The 15,400-nt window shown below is 69.1% G+C and carries 17 protein-coding genes; 13 read left to right on the top strand and 4 right to left on the bottom strand.

From position 1 onward, the window contains the following. Positions 1–180: 180 nt before the first annotated feature. The 4 genes from HWX39_RS11790 to HWX39_RS11805 are packed head-to-tail and all read left to right on the top strand — an operon-like array spanning position 181 to position 3,732. The gene (locus tag HWX39_RS11790) at positions 181–1,113 is read left to right on the top strand and encodes a 4-hydroxyproline epimerase (protein ID WP_175968521.1); all 933 of its coding nucleotides are present in this window, start codon (positions 181–183) and stop codon (positions 1,111–1,113) included. Then, positions 1,110–2,237, top strand: a complete 1,128-nt coding sequence (locus HWX39_RS11795) for an FAD-dependent oxidoreductase (RefSeq protein ID WP_175968253.1) — start codon at positions 1,110–1,112, stop codon at positions 2,235–2,237. Before HWX39_RS11790 ends, HWX39_RS11795 begins: the two co-directional genes overlap by 4 nt. Next, on the top strand, positions 2,234–2,467 hold the full coding sequence (locus tag HWX39_RS11800; RefSeq protein ID WP_011355492.1) for a 2Fe-2S iron-sulfur cluster-binding protein: 234 nt from the start codon (positions 2,234–2,236) through the stop codon (positions 2,465–2,467). Before HWX39_RS11795 ends, HWX39_RS11800 begins: the two co-directional genes overlap by 4 nt. Next, positions 2,464–3,732, top strand: coding sequence for an FAD/NAD(P)-binding oxidoreductase (locus tag HWX39_RS11805; protein WP_175968254.1), 1,269 nt, complete (start codon positions 2,464–2,466; stop codon positions 3,730–3,732). Before HWX39_RS11800 ends, HWX39_RS11805 begins: the two co-directional genes overlap by 4 nt. A 66-nt stretch (positions 3,733–3,798) precedes the next feature. Here the strand turns inward: HWX39_RS11805 and HWX39_RS11810 are convergent, their stop codons facing one another. Beyond that, entirely contained in the window at positions 3,799–4,743 is a 945-nt protein-coding gene (locus HWX39_RS11810; protein WP_175968255.1) for a LysR substrate-binding domain-containing protein, read from the bottom strand. 168 nt (positions 4,744–4,911) lie between these two features. Here HWX39_RS11810 and gtdA point away from each other — a divergent pair, with 168 nt between their 5' ends. From gtdA to HWX39_RS11850, 8 genes are all read left to right on the top strand, one after another. Further along, complete coding sequence (gtdA, locus tag HWX39_RS11815; protein ID WP_175968256.1) at positions 4,912–5,958, top strand: gentisate 1,2-dioxygenase; 1,047 nt, start codon at positions 4,912–4,914, stop codon at positions 5,956–5,958. Between the two features lie 88 nt (positions 5,959–6,046). After that, positions 6,047–6,745, top strand: coding sequence for a fumarylacetoacetate hydrolase family protein (locus HWX39_RS11820; protein ID WP_175968257.1), 699 nt, complete (start codon positions 6,047–6,049; stop codon positions 6,743–6,745). A gap of 25 nt (positions 6,746–6,770) precedes the next feature. Next, positions 6,771–7,412, top strand: coding sequence for a maleylacetoacetate isomerase (maiA, locus tag HWX39_RS11825; protein ID WP_175968258.1), 642 nt, complete (start codon positions 6,771–6,773; stop codon positions 7,410–7,412). A gap of 19 nt (positions 7,413–7,431) precedes the next feature. Continuing rightward, a complete protein-coding gene (locus HWX39_RS11830) occupies positions 7,432–8,640 on the top strand; it encodes a 3-hydroxybenzoate 6-monooxygenase (RefSeq protein WP_175968259.1) in 1,209 nt (402 codons plus the stop codon). 79 nt (positions 8,641–8,719) lie between these two features. Then, positions 8,720–10,081, top strand: a complete 1,362-nt coding sequence (locus HWX39_RS11835) for an aromatic acid/H+ symport family MFS transporter (protein ID WP_175968260.1) — start codon at positions 8,720–8,722, stop codon at positions 10,079–10,081. A gap of 96 nt (positions 10,082–10,177) precedes the next feature. Then, the gene (locus HWX39_RS11840; RefSeq protein ID WP_175968261.1) at positions 10,178–10,528 is read left to right on the top strand and encodes a metalloregulator ArsR/SmtB family transcription factor; all 351 of its coding nucleotides are present in this window, start codon (positions 10,178–10,180) and stop codon (positions 10,526–10,528) included. Then, positions 10,518–10,952 carry a YeeE/YedE family protein gene (locus tag HWX39_RS11845; RefSeq protein ID WP_175968262.1) on the top strand — a complete coding sequence of 145 codons (435 nt, stop codon included), beginning with the start codon at positions 10,518–10,520 and terminating at the stop codon, positions 10,950–10,952. Before HWX39_RS11840 ends, HWX39_RS11845 begins: the two co-directional genes overlap by 11 nt. Position 10,953: 1 nt before the next feature. Then, the gene (locus tag HWX39_RS11850; RefSeq protein ID WP_175968263.1) at positions 10,954–11,376 is read left to right on the top strand and encodes a DUF6691 family protein; all 423 of its coding nucleotides are present in this window, start codon (positions 10,954–10,956) and stop codon (positions 11,374–11,376) included. Positions 11,377–11,526: 150 nt separating this feature from the next. Here the strand turns inward: HWX39_RS11850 and HWX39_RS11855 are convergent, their stop codons facing one another. Next, the gene (locus HWX39_RS11855) at positions 11,527–11,877 is read right to left on the bottom strand and encodes a hypothetical protein (protein WP_175968264.1); all 351 of its coding nucleotides are present in this window, start codon (positions 11,875–11,877) and stop codon (positions 11,527–11,529) included. A gap of 203 nt (positions 11,878–12,080) precedes the next feature. Here HWX39_RS11855 and HWX39_RS11860 point away from each other — a divergent pair, with 203 nt between their 5' ends. After that, positions 12,081–13,565 (top strand): PLP-dependent aminotransferase family protein, encoded by a 1,485-nt coding sequence (locus HWX39_RS11860; protein WP_175968265.1) that lies wholly within the window; start codon positions 12,081–12,083, stop codon positions 13,563–13,565. An 81-nt stretch (positions 13,566–13,646) separates the two neighbouring features. Here HWX39_RS11860 and HWX39_RS11865 read toward each other — a convergent pair whose 3' ends face one another. Then, on the bottom strand, positions 13,647–13,922 hold the full coding sequence (locus tag HWX39_RS11865; protein ID WP_175968266.1) for a hypothetical protein: 276 nt from the start codon (positions 13,920–13,922) through the stop codon (positions 13,647–13,649). A 97-nt stretch (positions 13,923–14,019) separates the two neighbouring features. Further along, the gene (locus HWX39_RS11870; RefSeq protein WP_244134983.1) at positions 14,020–15,363 is read right to left on the bottom strand and encodes a cytochrome c peroxidase; all 1,344 of its coding nucleotides are present in this window, start codon (positions 15,361–15,363) and stop codon (positions 14,020–14,022) included. Positions 15,364–15,400: the final 37 nt, after the last annotated feature.

The following is a 15,400-nucleotide window of genomic DNA, read 5'->3' on the forward strand; positions in this document are numbered from 1 at the left end:
GCCCATCACGCTTGAGTCGTATCGCGGAGCAAAATGACGAAATCGGCACAGCGCCCGGACGGCGCGGGAAGGGCGCATCGCACTATGCCGATTTCGTCGTCGTCCTCATCGAAAAGCCACAAGCGGGCGGACGCGCGACGGAGGAAGCTGTGCTCCTTTCCCCACTTCGGACGGCTCATGATGAAGCGCATCCAGATCATCGATTCGCACACGGGCGGCGAACCCACTCGGCTCGTCGTGTCCGGTTTCCCCGCGCTCGGCAGCGGCACCATGGCCGAGCGCCGCGACGTGCTCGCGCGCGAGCACGACCGCTACCGCACCGCATGCATTCTCGAACCGCGCGGCAGCGACGTGCTGGTCGGCGCGCTGCTGTGCGAGCCCGTGTCGCCCGATGCGGCGGCCGGCGTGATCTTCTTCAACAATAGCGGCTATCTCGGGATGTGCGGGCACGGCACGATCGGCGTCGTGCGCACGCTGCACCATATGGGGCGCATCGCGCCCGGCGTGCACCGGATCGAAACACCGGTCGGCACCGTCGAGGCGACGCTGCACGACGACCTGTCGGTCAGCGTGCGCAACGTGCCCGCGTATCGCCATGCGAAGGACGTCGCGCTCGACGTGCCCGGTTACGGCCCCGTAAAAGGCGACATCGCGTGGGGCGGCAACTGGTTCTTCCTGATCAGCGACCACGGGCAGCGTGTCGCCGGCAACAACGTCGCGGCGCTCACCGCGTATGCGTCGGCCGTGCGCGAAGGGCTCGAACGCGCGGGCATCACCGGCGCGAGCGGCGGGGAGATCGACCATATCGAGCTGTTCGCCGACGATCCCGAGCACGACAGCCGCAGCTTCGTGCTGTGCCCGGGCCTCGCGTACGACCGTTCGCCGTGCGGCACCGGCACGAGCGCGAAGCTCGCGTGCCTCGCGGCCGACGGCAAGCTCGCGCCGGGTGCCGTCTGGCGGCAGGCGAGCGTGATCGGCAGCGTGTTCCACGCGAGCTACGAGCAGGCCGAAGGCGGCATCGTGCCGACGATCCGCGGCAGCGCGCACCTGAGCGCGGAAGCGACGCTGCTGATCGAGGAAGACGATCCATTCGGCTGGGGTATCGCGCCGTGAGCGACACGAAGGCGGATGTCGTCGTGATCGGCGCCGGCATCGTCGGCGCGGCGTGCGCGCACGAACTCGCGCAGCGCGGGCTGCGCGTGCTCGTCGTCGACGACGCGAGCGGCGGCGCGACCGGCGCGGGGATGGGCCACCTCGTCGCGATGGACGACAACGCGGCCGAACTCGCGCTCAGCCATTACTCGATCGAACTGTGGCGCGCGCTGAGCGGCGAGATGCCGGAAGGCTGCGCGTACCGCAACTGCGGCACGCTGTGGCTCGCCGCCGATGCGCACGAAATGGATCTGGCGCGAGCGAAGCAGGTGACGCTGGCCGCGCACGGCGTGGCGGGCGAGCTGATCGATGCGGCGACGCTCGCGCAACTGGAGCCGATGCTGCGTGCCGGCCTGGGCGGTGCGCTGAAGATTCCCGGCGATGCGATCCTCTATGCGCCCGTCACCGCGAACTGGCTGCTGCAACGCGCGCCGCGCATCACGTTGCGGCGCGACCGGGCCGTCGCGGTCGATGGGCCGAGCGTGACGCTCGCGAGCGGCGACACGCTGCGCGCGGAGCGGGTGGTCGTCGCGAACGGCGTTGCCGCGCGCACGCTGCTGCCCGAACTGCCGCTGCGCCCGAAAAAGGGCCATCTGCTGATTACCGACCGCTACCCGGGCCAGGTATCACACCAGCTCGTCGAGCTCGGCTATGCGGCAAGCGCGCATGCGAGCGACGGCACGTCGGTCGCGTTCAACGTGCAGCCGCGGCCGACCGGCCAGTTGCTGATCGGTTCGTCGCGCCAGTTCGACACCGAGGACGCGCAAGTCGATCCGCCCGTGCTCGCGCGCATGCTGCGCCGCGCGGTGGGTTATCTGCCCGGTCTCGCCGACCTGAACGGCATCCGCGCATGGACGGGGTTCCGTTCCGCAAGCCCCGACGGGCTGCCGCTGCTCGGCGAGCATCCGGCGCGGCCGGGCGTGTGGCTCGCGGTCGGGCACGAAGGGCTCGGCGTGACGACCGCGCCGGGTAGTGCGCGGCTCGTCGCTGCGCGGATGGCCGGTGAACGGCCGCCCATCGATATCGAACCGTATTTGCCGGGACGCTTCCTCACCGCGTCCCTTGAAGCCGGAGCGCTGACATGATCATTCATCTGGACGGCCGCGCGCTGACGGTGGCCGACGGCGCGACCGTCGCGGCCGCTGTCGCGGCGAGCGGCGACGACACGACGCGCGTGTCGTGCACGGGCGCGGCGCGTGCGCCGTTTTGCGGGATGGGCGTTTGCCAGGAGTGCAGGATGACGATCGACGGCCGGCGCCGGCTGGCCTGCCAGACGCTGTGCCGTGACGGGATGCAGGTGGAGCGCACGCGATGAAACAGGAACGACTGAGCGTCGACGTCGCGATCGTCGGCGCGGGCCCGGCCGGGCTGTCGGCCGCGCGGGCCGTCGCGCGAAGCGGTGCGACGGTTGCGATCGTCGACGACAACCCGCGCGCGGGCGGGCAGATCTGGCGGCAAGGTGCGGCGGCGACGCCGACGCCGGCCGCCGCCGAGCGGTTCGCCGTGTTGCGGCAGCCGAACGTCACGCATCTCGCGGCGACGCGCATCGTCGCCGAAACGCAGCCGGGCACGCTGCTGCTCGAAGACGACGAACGCGGGCTGCTGCTCGATTTCCGGACGCTGATTCTCTGTTGCGGCGCACGCGAGCTGCTGCTGCCGTTTCCGGGCTGGACGCTGCCGGGTGTGACCGGCGCGGGCGGCTTGCAGGCGTTGATCAAGTACGGCCTCGACGTGCGCGCGCAGCGCACGGTGATCGCGGGCAGCGGGCCACTGCTGCTGGCGAGCGCCGCGACGGCCCGTCAGGCCGGCGCACGCGTGTCGCATGTGCTCGAACAGGCCGCATGGGGCGACGTGGCCGGTTTCGGGGCGGGGCTGTGGCGCTGGCCGTCGAAGCTCGCGCAGGCCGCGAAGCTCGTCACCGCCGCCTATCGGCCCGATGCACATGTCGTCGAAGCGTTCGGCGACAAGCGGCTCGAGCGCGTGCGGATTCGTCAGGGCGATCGCGAGTTCGACGTCGACTGCGACCGGCTCGCATGCGGCTTCGGCCTCGTGCCGAATACCGTGCTGCCGAGCCATCTCGGCTGCCGGATCGACAACGGCGCGGTGGCGATCGATGCGCACCAGCACACGAGCCGCGACGGGGTCTTCGCGGCGGGCGAGTGTACGGGCGTCGGCGGCAGCGAACTGGCGATGGTCGAAGGCGAAATCGCCGGTTTGGCGGCGACCGGGCAGGCCGCGCAGTTGGCCGCGCTCGTCGCGCGACGAGCGCATTGGCAGGCGTTTGCGGATGCCGTACGCGAGCGCTTCGCGATTCGCGAACCGATCCGCCGGCTCGCGCGGGCCGACACGCTGCTGTGCCGTTGCGAGGACGTGCGCTTCGACGCGGTCGCGCAGGAGCCGGGCTGGACGGCCGCGAAACTGCAGTCGCGCTGCGGGATGGGCGCGTGCCAGGGCCGCGTGTGCGGCGCGGCCGCGCAGGCACTGTTCGGCTGGACGCCGCCGAGCCCGCGCACGCCGCTCGTGCCCGCGCGGGTCGGCACGCTGATGCTGGACGGCACGGCGTCTTGCGACGGCGCGTGACGTGATGTGATGCGGCATCGCGGCAACGCAACAACACGGCCCGGTTGACGCCGGGCCGCGCCACATTCAATCCGCCTGCACGTGCCCCCATCCGCCGACCTGCGGGGCCGCACAGGCGCGCAGGCACTCGATCGTCGCGGCCACGGCCGAGCGATTCGCGCTGTCGGGGTGCCAGTACATCGACACCGCGCCCTGGCCCTCGAGCTGCATCGGCAGGATCCGGATCGCGTTCAATTGCGCGAAGCGCTGCGCGGCACGGTGCGACGCGACACCGAGCAGGTCGGTGTTGTTCAGCAGCGTGAGGTTGAGGATCGACGAATTCGATTCGACGCAGTGCGGCGGCCGTACGCGGCCGGCGGCCGTCAGCGCGGCCTCCAGCGCGTTGTGCACGGGCGTGCCCGACGGCCACACGATCCACGAATAGGCGAGCACGTCGTCCCAGCCGACCGACGCCGCACCGGCGAGCGCGTGGCCCGGCCGCGCGACGAACACGACCGGATCGACATACAGCGCTTCGGCATGCAGCAACGGATCGACGGAGGTCGACCCGGAGCGGCCCACGACGATATCCAGTTCGCTGCGCGCGAGCTGCGGCATCAGCAGGTTCATCGTGCTTTCGGTCATCCGAACTTGCGCGCGCGGCATCCGTTTCAGCAGTTGCGACACCGCGAGCGGCACCGTGTCGGCCGCCGCCACGCCCGACGTGCCGATCGTCACGAGGCCGCTGCCGCCTTCCCGCAACGCGGCCATGTCGTCGCGCGCGATGTCGAGCTGTGCTTCGACGCGCCGCGCATGCTCGATCAGCGCTTCACCGTAGGGCGTCGGCCGCAGGCCCCGTGCATGCCGCTCGAACAGCGGCAGCCCGACATCCTCTTCCAGTTCCTTCAGCCATTTCGACAGCGCGGGCTGCGTGGTCGCGAGCGCGACCGCCGACTGGCTCAGATTGCCGGTGCCGGCAACGCTCAACAGTACCTGCAGGTGCCGCAGTCGCAGCCGGTGGGTCCAGTCCATCGCATGCCTCGTCGCGAGTAGGTATATCCAGAAATATATGGATCAGATGATTTGACCATTTTACCGGGTATGTCTGGGTCGAATATAAATCGGCTGACGGACTGCAACACGGTCCCCGACCCGACCGACACAGCGCCGACGCCGATCGGCCGACGCCAAGGAGACAACATGACGACCCGCCATCCGGACGTGCCGCGCGCCGCCTACTACGCACGGATCGCCGAGCAGCGCCTGGCGCCGCTGTGGGAATCGCTGCACAACCTCGTGCCGACATCCCCGCAGCCCGCCGCACAGGCCGCGATCTGGAAGTACGCGCAGATGCGCGACCTCGTGATGCAGGCCGGCAGCGTGATCAGCGCGGAAGAAGCCGTGCGCCGCGTGCTCGTGCTGGAGAACCCGGGGCTGCCCGGCAAGTCGAGCATGACGCCGACCCTGTACGCGGGCTTGCAGCTGATCCTGCCGGGCGAGATCGCGCCGAGCCACCGGCATACGCAGTCGGCGCTGCGCTTCATCGTCGAAGGGCGTGGCGCGTGGACGGCCGTGAACGGCGAGCGCACGACGATGCATCCGGGCGACTTCATCATCACGCCGTCGTGGGCATGGCATGACCACGGCAACCCGTCGGAGGAAGAGGGGGGCGAGCCGGTCGTGTGGCTCGACGGGCTCGACATCCCGCTCGTCGCGAACCTCGACGCGGGCTTCGCGGAGAACTACCCGGAAGCCGTGCAGCCCGTGAATTGCCCGGAAGGCGACAGCTTCGCGCGCTTCGGTCACAACATGGTGCCGGTGCGGCATCGCGTGAGCGATCCGACGTCGCCGGTATTCAGCTATCCGTATGCACGCACCCGCGAAGCGCTCGACGCGCTGTACCGGAATGGCGAGCTCGATGCGTGGGATGGGGTGAAGCTGCGCTATGTGAACCCCGCGACCGGCGGCTGGCCGATGCCGACGATCGCCACCTTCATGCAGTTCCTGCCTGCCGGTTTCGACGGCCGCACGTACCGCGGCACCGACGCGACGATCTACTGCGTCGTCGAAGGCAGCGGCACCGCGCACATCGGCGGCAACGCATTCGCATTCGAGCCGCACGACATCTTCCTCGCGCCGTCGTGGGCGCCCGTGCGGCTGTCGGCATCGTCCGACAGCGTGCTGTTCAGCTATTCCGACCGGCCCGTGCTGTCTGCGCTGAACCTGCTGCGCGAAGCGCGCGACTGACGCCGGCCGCTTTCAACGACTCGTTTCCCGTTTCCCGTGCGCCGTCGCGGCGGCGCACCGTTCGTTCGCATTTTCGCTGGAGCCACTCATGACTTTCGTTTTCCCGCCCGAAGCGCCCGTGGCGCTCCCCGTCGCTGGCAGCGACGCGCAGTTCGCGGTACGCCGCGTCTATTGCGTCGGTCGCAACTACGCGGCCCATGCGCGCGAAATGGGCTTCGATCCCGATCGCGAGCCGCCGTTCTTCTTCTGCAAGCCGGCCGATTCGATCGTGCCGGTCGCGTACGGCGAAACGCTCGATCTCGCGTATCCGTCGCAGACGCAGAACTATCACTACGAAGCCGAACTCGTCGCGGTGATCGGCAAGGGCGGTGCGGACATTCCGCTCGAGCGCGCGCTCGAACACGTGTGGGGCTATGCGGTCGGCCTCGACATGACGCGCCGCGACCTGCAGATGAAGATGCGCGAGATGGGCCGGCCGTGGGAGATCGGCAAGGCGTTCGACCGCTCGGCACCGATCGGGCCCGTGCATCCGGCAAGCGACGTCGGTCATGTCGAGCAGGGCGCCCTGTGGTTGACCGTCAATGGCACGACGAAGCAGCAGAGCGACGTGTCGCACCTGATCTGGTCGGTTGCGGAAACGGTGGCCGACCTGTCGAAGTTCTTCCGCCTCGAACCGGGCGACGTGATCTTCACGGGCACGCCCGAGGGCGTCGGCGCGGTCGTCGCGGGCGACGTGATGAGGGTCGGCGTCGAACGGCTCGGCGAGCTGACCGTGCGCGTGGTCTGACGCATCTTCCTCGAAAGGCGACATCGTGCAACTGCATAGCTTCTTCAACAGTTCGACATCCTACCGGGTGCGCATTGCGCTTGGGCTGAAAGGGCTGCCGTACGACACGCTGCCGGTGAACATCCGTATCGGCGAGCATCGCGATGCCAATTACGTCGCGCAGGTGAACCCGTCGGCGTCGGTGCCCGCGCTGGTCGACGGCGATTTCCGTCTCGGCCAGTCGCTCGCGATCCTCGATTACCTCGACCAGATCCAGCCGGAGCCTCGGCTGATTCCACTCGAACCGCACCGTCGTGCGCGCGTGCTGGAACTCGCGACGCTGATCGCATGCGACATCCATCCGGTCAACAACCTGCGCGTGCTGCGCTATCTCGACAGCGAGCTGAAGGTCACGCCGCAGCAGAAGACCGCGTGGTACCGGCACTGGGTCGCGGAAGGGATGGCCGGCGTCGAGCGGCTGCTCGCGCGCGCGGACGCGGGGCCGTGGTGCTTCGGCGACACGCCGACGCTCGCCGATCTATGCCTGGTGCCGCAGGTCGCGAATGCGTTGCGGATGGATTGCGACCTGAGCGCGTATCCGCGAAGCCTCGCGGTGTTTGAACACGCGCGGCGCGAGCCGGCGTTCGACGCGGCACAGCCGCAGCGACAACCGGATTACGTCGCATAACACGAAGCAGGAGACAGACATGAGAGAGACAAACAACAGCGGCCGGCGCGTACTCGTGATCGGCGGCGGTATCGGCGGGCTCGCGGCGGCGCTCGCGCTCGCGCGCCAGGGCATTCGCGTGAAGCTGCTCGAACAGGCAGGCCAGATCGGCGAGATCGGCGCGGGGATCCAGCTCGCGGCGAATGCATTCAACGCACTCGACGCGCTGGGTGTCGGCGAGGCTGCGCGCCGCCGGGCGGTGTTCACCGACCGGCTGCAACTGATGGATGCGGTCGACGCGCGCGAGGTGGTGCGCATCGATACGGGCGCCGCGTACCGCGAGCGCTTCGGCAATCCGTATGCGGTGATTCATCGCGCCGACATTCACCTGTCGATCTACGAGGCGGTCAAGGATCATCCGCTGATCGAATTCCGGACGAGCACGCAGGTGTGCGGCTTCGAGCAGGACGGCAACGGCGTGACCGTGACCGACCAGCACGGCGAACGTTTTCGCGCCGATGCGGTGATCGGCTGCGACGGCGTGAAATCCGCGATCCGTCATGCGCTGATCGGCGACGCCCATCGCGTGACGGGCCACGTCGTGTATCGCGCGGTGGTGGACGTCGACAACATGCCGCAGGATCTGCGGATCAATGCGCCGATCGTGTGGGCCGGCCCGCATTGCCATCTCGTCCACTATCCGCTGCGCGGCGGGCGGCAGTACAACCTCGTCGTCACGTTCCACAGCCGCGAACAGGAAACCTGGGGCGTGCGCGAGGGCAGCAAGGAGGAAGTGCTGTCGTACTTCGACGGCATCCATCCACTGCCGAAGCAGATGCTCGACCGGCCGACGTCGTGGAAGCGCTGGGCGACCGCCGATCGCGATCCGGTCGAACGCTGGAGCGAGGGCCGTGCGACGGTACTCGGCGACGCCGCGCATCCGATGACGCAATACCTCGCGCAGGGCGCGTGCCAGGCGCTCGAGGATGCCGTGACGCTCGGCGCGGCCGTGGCACGGACCGACGGCGATTTCGAAGCGGCGTTCTCGCGCTACGAGCGCGTGCGGATTCCGCGCACCGCGCGCGTGCTGTATTCGGCACGAGAAATGGGGCGGATCTATCACGCGAAGGGCGTCGAGCGGCAGGTGCGCAACGGGCTTTGGGCCGGCCGCACACAGGCGCAGTTCTACGACGCGCTCGACTGGTTGCACGGCTGGCGTGCCGAGGATTGCCTGAAACCCGTCGCGTAACGCGCGTTTTCAGCCCGATTCCGGCGGCGCGCATTTCAACGACATGACGCGCGACCGCCTTCCTGGAGGAGACCCCATCATGGCCGATACGCTGTCCATCGACGTCAGCGAATGGATCGACCGGCATCGCGTTGCGCCGTTTCAGGCCGCGATCGTCGTCCTGTGCTTTCTGATCGTCGCGATCGACGGGTTCGATACCGCATCGATCGGTTTCATTGCCCCCGTCATCCGCGCGGAATGGGGCCTGTCGCCCGCGCAGCTCGCCCCTGTGTTCGGTGCGGGGCTTGCCGGGCTGATGGCCGGTGCGCTCGTGTTCGGGCCGTTCGGCGACCGGTTCGGCCGCAAGCGCCTGCTGCTCGCCTGCGTGGCGTGCTTCGGCATCGCGAGCGCCGCGTCGGCGAGCGCCGGCGGCCTGACCGAGCTGATCGCGTGGCGCTTCGTGACCGGGCTCGGGCTCGGCGGCGCGATGCCCAATGCGATCACGCTGACGTCCGAATACTGCCCGGCGCGGCGCCGTTCGCTGCTGGTGACGACGATGTTCTGCGGCTTTACGATCGGCTCCGCGCTCGGCGGGCTCGCGGCGGCGTCGCTGATCGAGTATTGCGGCTGGCGCTCGGTGCTCGTCGTCGGCGGCGCCGCGCCGCTGCTTTTGCTGCCGGTGCTCGCGTGGCGGTTGCCGGAATCGGTGCGCTATCTCGTCAACACCGGCGCGGCTCGCGAGCGGATCGCGGCGATGCTCGGTCGTATCGCGCCTGATCCGCATCTTCCGAGCGCGTCGTTCATCGCGCCAGCCGGCAAGCCGGCCGGATCGCCGCTTGGCCGCCTGTTCAGCGCCGACCTGCTGCGCGGCACGCTGCTGCTGTGGCTCGCGTTCTTCATGAGCCTGCTCGTCATCTACCTGCTGTCGAGCTGGCTGCCGACGCTGCTGCGCACGACCGGCGCGACGCTGCAGACGGCCGCGCGCGTGACCGCGATGTTTCAGGTCGGCGGCACGTTCGGCGCGATCGTCCTCGGCGGGTTGATGGACCGTTTCGACCCGCATCGCGTACTGGCCTGCAGCTATGCAGCGGCCGGCGTGTTCGTTGCCGCGATCGGCGTGTTGGCCGCATCGCCGTGGGGCGCCGCGCTCGCCGTGTTTGCAGCCGGTTTCTGCGTGTCGGGTTCACAGGTTGGCGCGAACGCGCTGTCGGCCGCGTTCTATCCGACCGAGTGCCGCACCACCGGCGTGAGCTGGGCGAACGGGATCGGCCGTGGCGGCTCGGTGGTCGGATCGATGGCGGGCGGCGCGATGCTGGCGATGGGCGTGCCGTTGCCGACCGCGTTTGCCGTTGTCGCGGCGCCGTGCGTGATCGCGGGGATGGCGGTGCTGGCGCTCGGCGTGGTCCGTGCCGATGCGGCGCGCATCCCTGCCGCGAAAGCGATTGCGGGCGAGCAGGCCTGAGCGGAGGAGGGTACAAGACCGCCTGGTGGCAAGCGGTGGGGCGTAACAATATATTAATATATATAATATTGATTCTTTAATTGTCTCCCTCCATCGATGAAGGACGATCTTTCCACCGGGTTGCCGGAACCCGACCTGATGCGCGCGGCCGCCGAATCGGCCTGCGCGCTGCTCAAGGTGCTGTCGAATCCCGACCGGCTTCTGCTGCTCTGCGAACTGTCCCAAGGCGAGCGCTGCGTGAGCGATCTCGAGACAGCGCTGGATATCCGCCAGCCGACGCTGTCGCAGCAACTCGGCGTGTTGCGGGATAACGCGCTGGTTCGCACTCGCCGCGAGGGCAAGAACGTCCACTATTCGCTCGACAGCCCGGCCGCGATTGCGGTGATGGCCGTGCTGTACGAACAGTTCTGCGGCCCCGCCGCGAAGGGGCGGCGCGATGCAGATTGATGCCCTTCATTTCACGCCGTGGCTGTCGCTGGCCGGCGGCGTGCTGATCGGGCTCGCGGCCGCGTGGCTCGTCGCGTTCAACGGCCGGATTGCCGGCATCAGCGGCATCGTCGGCGGTCTGTTCACGGCACGCGCGGGCGAGCGCGACTGGCGCGCCGCGTTCGTCGTCGGGCTGATCGCCGCACCGCTCGTGATGCGCGTCGTCGGGCACCATCCGACGCCGCAGGTCGATGCAGGCTGGGTCGAATTGGCGGCAGCCGGCCTGCTGGTCGGAGTCGGCACGCGGTATGCGGGCGGTTGCACGAGCGGCCACGGCGTGTGCGGGATGTCACGCGGTGCGCTCCGTTCGATGGTCGCGACGGCGGTCTTCATGGCCGCCGGCTTCGTGACCGTATTCGTGCGACGGCACGTGCCGGGAGGCTGACATGCAGGCAGGATTCGCGTTTCTGGCGGGGCTGCTGTTCGGCGTCGGCCTCATCGTGTCGGGCATGGCCAATCCGCAGAAAGTGCTCGGTTTTCTCGACCTGGCGGGCCGCTGGGATCCGTCGCTTGCGTTCGTGATGGCCGGCGCGACGGGCGTGGCCGTGTTCGCGTTCGCATGGGCGAAGCGCCGGGCGCGGTCGTGGCTCGGCTTGCCGATGCAGTTGCCGGCCGTGCGGGCGATCACCGTGCGCCTGGTTGCCGGAAGTGCCGTGTTCGGCATCGGCTGGGGGATCGCCGGGTTCTGCCCCGGGCCCGCAATCGTGTCGATCGGCTTCGGGTCGGCGAAGGGGATCGTGTTCGTCGTCGCGATGCTGGCGGGGATGGGGGGATTCGAGTGGGTCGAGCGGCGCAGGAGCGTGCGGTGACGTGACCGCCGCGTGCCGAACAGGCTGCGGCGGTTGGACGGTCAAGGTTGGTCGATCCGCATGAGTGCGGTGGAACCGGATCGCTCCGGATCTCCGCCGGAGGATGCGGTGCCAGCCAGACGCCCCTGGGTGACGCGGCAAGCCGCCATTTCAGGAATGCTCGCGCACATGATGGCCGCCGCGTATCCGTCCGGACAGCCGGCGCAGGATCGCGCGCCATGCAACGATCAAGCGTCTCGGGCGTGCCGGCTCCACGACCGTCGCGCTGACCGCTCCCGTGCCGTCGGCCGACAGCGCCACGTGGCCGGCCGTCTCGAGCGTCAGGCATTCGCCCTCGTCGAGCAGGCGGCGAATGTGCTGTGGCTCGTCGGGCAGCCAGTCGAGCCTGCCGTGACGCAGCGTGACCGCAAGCGCGCCGTCCAGCGCGATCACCTGGCTGCCCTTGTCGAACCACGCAAAGTGGCTTTGCCCGGCGTCGAGCCGGATGTGATGCGTTTGCATGGCGATTCCCTTTCCCGGTTGCGCGGCCTCGCGACGGCGAGGCGACAGCGTGCGATCAGGTTAGGGAAACGGCCACCGGCGTGACAGATTCAGGGGCCGGGAATCTGTTGCGGTGCAGACGACGATTTCGCGACGCTGTATCGGTGGGTTTCCCCGGAATCTGTATCTGGCGTGCGATCGGCCGCGCGGGCACGATCGCCTGCATGACGCCTTTCACCGATTCATCCCGCCCGCCCTTGCCAATGGACGGCGAACCGCTTTACGAACGGCTCGCCGAGCATTACCGCCGCATCATCGCGGCCGGCACGCTGTCGCCCGGCGACCGGATGCCGTCGGTGCGCGCGGTCATGGCACAGCACGGCGTGAGCCTGTCGACCGCGATCCAGGCGTTCCGGCGGCTCGAGGATACCGGCTGGTGCGAGGCGAAGCCGCGCTCCGGCTACTTCGTGCGGCGCCGCGCGGCGGTCGCGCTCGAAACGCTGCCGGAAAGCGAGGGGCCACCGCTGAGCGTCGAGCCGCCGTTCGCGGGCCTGCACGAACGCGTATCGCGTGTGATCGATCGCGCGAACGCGGCGCCCGATGCGCTGAATCTCGGCGGCGCGTCCGCGCTGGCCACGCTGTATCCGGCCGAGCGCCTGCAGGCGCTCGCGATCCGGCTGTTGCGGCGCAAGCCCACCTTGCTGACCGACGCGGGGCCCGTTGGCGGTTCGCCTGAATTCCGGCAGGCGATGGCCAAGCGCGCGCTGTCGTACGGCGTGACGGTGACGCCGGACGACGTGATGTCGACGAGCGGCGGCGTCGATGCCGTGAATCTCGCATTGCGCGCGGTGGCGCGCCCCGGCGACACGATCGCGATCGAATCGCCGGCCTTTTTCGGCTTGATCCAGTTGCTCGAAAGTCTCGGCTTGCGCGCGCTCGAAATCCCGGCCAGCCCGACGACCGGCCTGTCGATCGAGGCGCTCGAAGTGGCGCTGACCGCGTATCCGGACATTCGGGCCGTGGTGGTCGTGCCGAACCTGCAGAACCCGCTCGGCTGCGTGATGCCCGACGAGCGCAAGGCCGCGCTGGTCTCGCTGTGTTCGCGCCATGGCGTGGCCGTGATCGAGGACGAGCCTTATCGCGAGCTCGTCGAGGCGCCGCAGCCGGTCAAGCCGGTGAAGGCATGGGACCGCGACGGCACGGTGATCTACTGCCCGTCGTTTAACAAGGTGCTGGCCCCCGGAATGCGGCTTGGCTGGATAAGCGCGGGGCGCTGGCACGCGCGCGTGAAGATGCTGAAGTTCGCGCACAGCCGGCACAACGCCGCGTTGCTGCAGGCCGTTGCGGCCGAATTCGTCGGCTCGGGCGCGTTCGATCGCCATCTGCGCCGGTTCCGCGAACAGTTGCGCGTGCAGCGCGACGTGACGATCGATGCGATCGCGCGGCATTTCCCGGCTGGAACCCGGATGAACCAGCCGCCGGGCGGGATGCTGCTGTGGATCGCACTGCCGGACGGCGTGCGCTCCGAAGCGCTGTTCGACGCCGCGCTGGCGCACGGGGTCAGAATCGCGCCCGGTTCGATCTTCTCGAATTCCGACCGCTTCGACGGTTATATCCGGCTCGCTTGCACGCGCGTGTTCGATGCGGCGCACGAAGCGGCATTCGAAACGCTCGGCCGCCTCGTACGGGAAGCCACGGCAGCCATGTAAGCGCGGTGTCGGCCGGCCGGGCTTGCGAATAGGCAAGCCCCGCGGCTTTTCGCGCGACCGACGCCGCCAGCCGCCGCCATTTCATCGGCTGGCCGAATGCATGGCGAGGTGCTGGCGGATCAGCGACAGGTAACGATCGCCGACCGAGAAATCACGCGCGGCGCGGGGCCGTTCGGCCTGACGCAGCGTGGCCGGTGCGCTCATGCCCAGGTAGCGGCATACGGCGGACGGGAAGGGCTTGCGCGTATGCCCGAGCTGGCGAGCCGCGCGCTCGACGCGGGCATCACCGACCTGGGCACGGAGCCACGCCAGCACTTGGCGATCGGCTTCGTTGACGATACGAACCAGATGTTCCATCGCGCACCTCACTGTTCATAAATACAGTACTGTAAATATAACCAGTGTTTGCGGCGACCGCAAGCGGGTGCGCGTGCGGCTGGCCGTTCGGCCAGGGTCAGCGAGCCGGCACGGCGGTTCGCGCGATCCGGCCAGCAGCGGCAGCGGGCGCCACGGGGGGAGCGATCTTCGTATAGCGCGCGTCCGTCAGCGTGCCGAGGAACGCGACGATGTCGTCGATTTCCGCATCGGTCAGCGCGGGCGGCGTGCCGGGCCGGCGGTTCATCGGCGTCGAGTTGACGTTGATGTTGCCGCGATAGGCAGCCGGCACGTCGTCGAACGTTCTGGCCCCGTGATACCAGAAGCCCGGGTCGGTCGAGCGCGTGTTGTAGAACGCGACCGCGTCGCGCAGCGTCGTGAACACGCCGTTGTGCATGAACGTCTGCTTGACCGCGACGTTGCGCAGCCCGGGCGTGCGCAGGTAGCCGCACCATTGTGTCGGCTCGGGCCAGCGCAGCCGCCGTGCGGTGTCGCACAAGCCGTTGTCGAAATGGCGCGGATCGCGGTTCGCCGGCAGCGCGCGGTTGCGCGGCACCGCGATTGCGTCGTAGCCGAAATCGGTGAAGAGCGAACGCTCGGGGCGGCTCGACGTCTCCGACAGCGTATGGCAGCTCATGCAGTTGCCCTTGTCCGGATTCCGGAACAGCGCGAGCCCGCGCGTCTCGGCCGGTGCGAGCGGTGTGCGCGTGCGCAGGAACGTGTCGAAGCGCGACGTGAACGGCGCCATCTCGTCGCTCTGCAGATAGGCCTCGACAGCCAGGCCCAGCGCACGCACCAGTTGCTCGGGATCGCGCCGCACCGTCGCGCCGAAGCGTGCGGCGAGATCGGGCGCGAGTTCGGTCGCGTCGACCTTGTGCAGCAGCGCGGCCGGCGACCGGTTGTTCATCTCGTTCGGGTCGAACAGCGGCCCGCGAATCTGCTCGGCGAGCGTATCCGCGCGGCCGTCGCTGAACAGGCCGCCGAACGGCGACGGCGCGGGTGCGTCGTCGTCCTGGTAGAAGTGGCGGCGTGGGACGTAGCGCACATAGAGCAGCGACGGTGCGTTGCGCTGGCTGAAACGCCCGGGCCGGCTGCCTTCCGGCACGCCTGGCCCCGCGAGCGAGGCGGCCGACAGCGTTGGCGCGAATGCGCGGCCGGGGTCGTGGCAGCCCGCGCACGACATGCCGCGTGGCTCGGACAATCTCGGATCGAAGAAGATCCGGCGGCCGAGCGCGACGAGCGTCGGGTCGGGCGCGAAGCGCGCGGTGGCTGCATCGATCTTGCCCGTTACCTGCGGCGTGCCGTTGCCGATCGTGCCGACGACTCGCGAAGGCGGAGCACCGGGAAGCAGGACCGTTTCGGCCGGCGCGGCGTGAGACGCGAGCGCCACGCCGGCGAGCACGGCAGCGGCGAGGGTGCGCAGCGTCTGCCGGCCGCGTGCACGGCGGCCGTCACATCGA

The organism is Burkholderia sp. BCC0322, from assembly GCF_902833045.1.
In the GTDB taxonomy this organism is placed as follows: domain Bacteria; phylum Pseudomonadota; class Gammaproteobacteria; order Burkholderiales; family Burkholderiaceae; genus Burkholderia.

Bases quoted from the DNA above. Each gene is read 5' to 3' on its own strand.
- HWX39_RS11835 (WP_175968260.1), top strand. From the start codon at position 8,720: ATGGCCGATACGCTGTCCATCGACGTCAGCGAATGGATCGACCGGCAT.
- HWX39_RS11820 (WP_175968257.1), top strand. From the start codon at position 6,047: ATGACTTTCGTTTTCCCGCCCGAAGCGCCCGTGGCGCTCCCCGTCGCT.
- HWX39_RS11840 (WP_175968261.1), top strand. From the start codon at position 10,178: ATGAAGGACGATCTTTCCACCGGGTTGCCGGAACCCGACCTGATGCGC.
- HWX39_RS11865 (WP_175968266.1), bottom strand. From the start codon at position 13,922: ATGGAACATCTGGTTCGTATCGTCAACGAAGCCGATCGCCAAGTGCTG.
- gtdA (WP_175968256.1), top strand. From the start codon at position 4,912: ATGACGACCCGCCATCCGGACGTGCCGCGCGCCGCCTACTACGCACGG.
- HWX39_RS11855 (WP_175968264.1), bottom strand. From the start codon at position 11,877: ATGCAAACGCATCACATCCGGCTCGACGCCGGGCAAAGCCACTTTGCG.
- HWX39_RS11790 (WP_175968521.1), top strand. From the start codon at position 181: ATGAAGCGCATCCAGATCATCGATTCGCACACGGGCGGCGAACCCACT.
- HWX39_RS11830 (WP_175968259.1), top strand. From the start codon at position 7,432: ATGAGAGAGACAAACAACAGCGGCCGGCGCGTACTCGTGATCGGCGGC.
- HWX39_RS11850 (WP_175968263.1), top strand. From the start codon at position 10,954: ATGCAGGCAGGATTCGCGTTTCTGGCGGGGCTGCTGTTCGGCGTCGGC.
- HWX39_RS11845 (WP_175968262.1), top strand. From the start codon at position 10,518: ATGCAGATTGATGCCCTTCATTTCACGCCGTGGCTGTCGCTGGCCGGC.
- HWX39_RS11805 (WP_175968254.1), top strand. From the start codon at position 2,464: ATGAAACAGGAACGACTGAGCGTCGACGTCGCGATCGTCGGCGCGGGC.
- HWX39_RS11810 (WP_175968255.1), bottom strand. From the start codon at position 4,743: ATGGACTGGACCCACCGGCTGCGACTGCGGCACCTGCAGGTACTGTTG.
- HWX39_RS11800 (WP_011355492.1), top strand. From the start codon at position 2,234: ATGATCATTCATCTGGACGGCCGCGCGCTGACGGTGGCCGACGGCGCG.
- HWX39_RS11860 (WP_175968265.1), top strand. From the start codon at position 12,081: ATGACGCCTTTCACCGATTCATCCCGCCCGCCCTTGCCAATGGACGGC.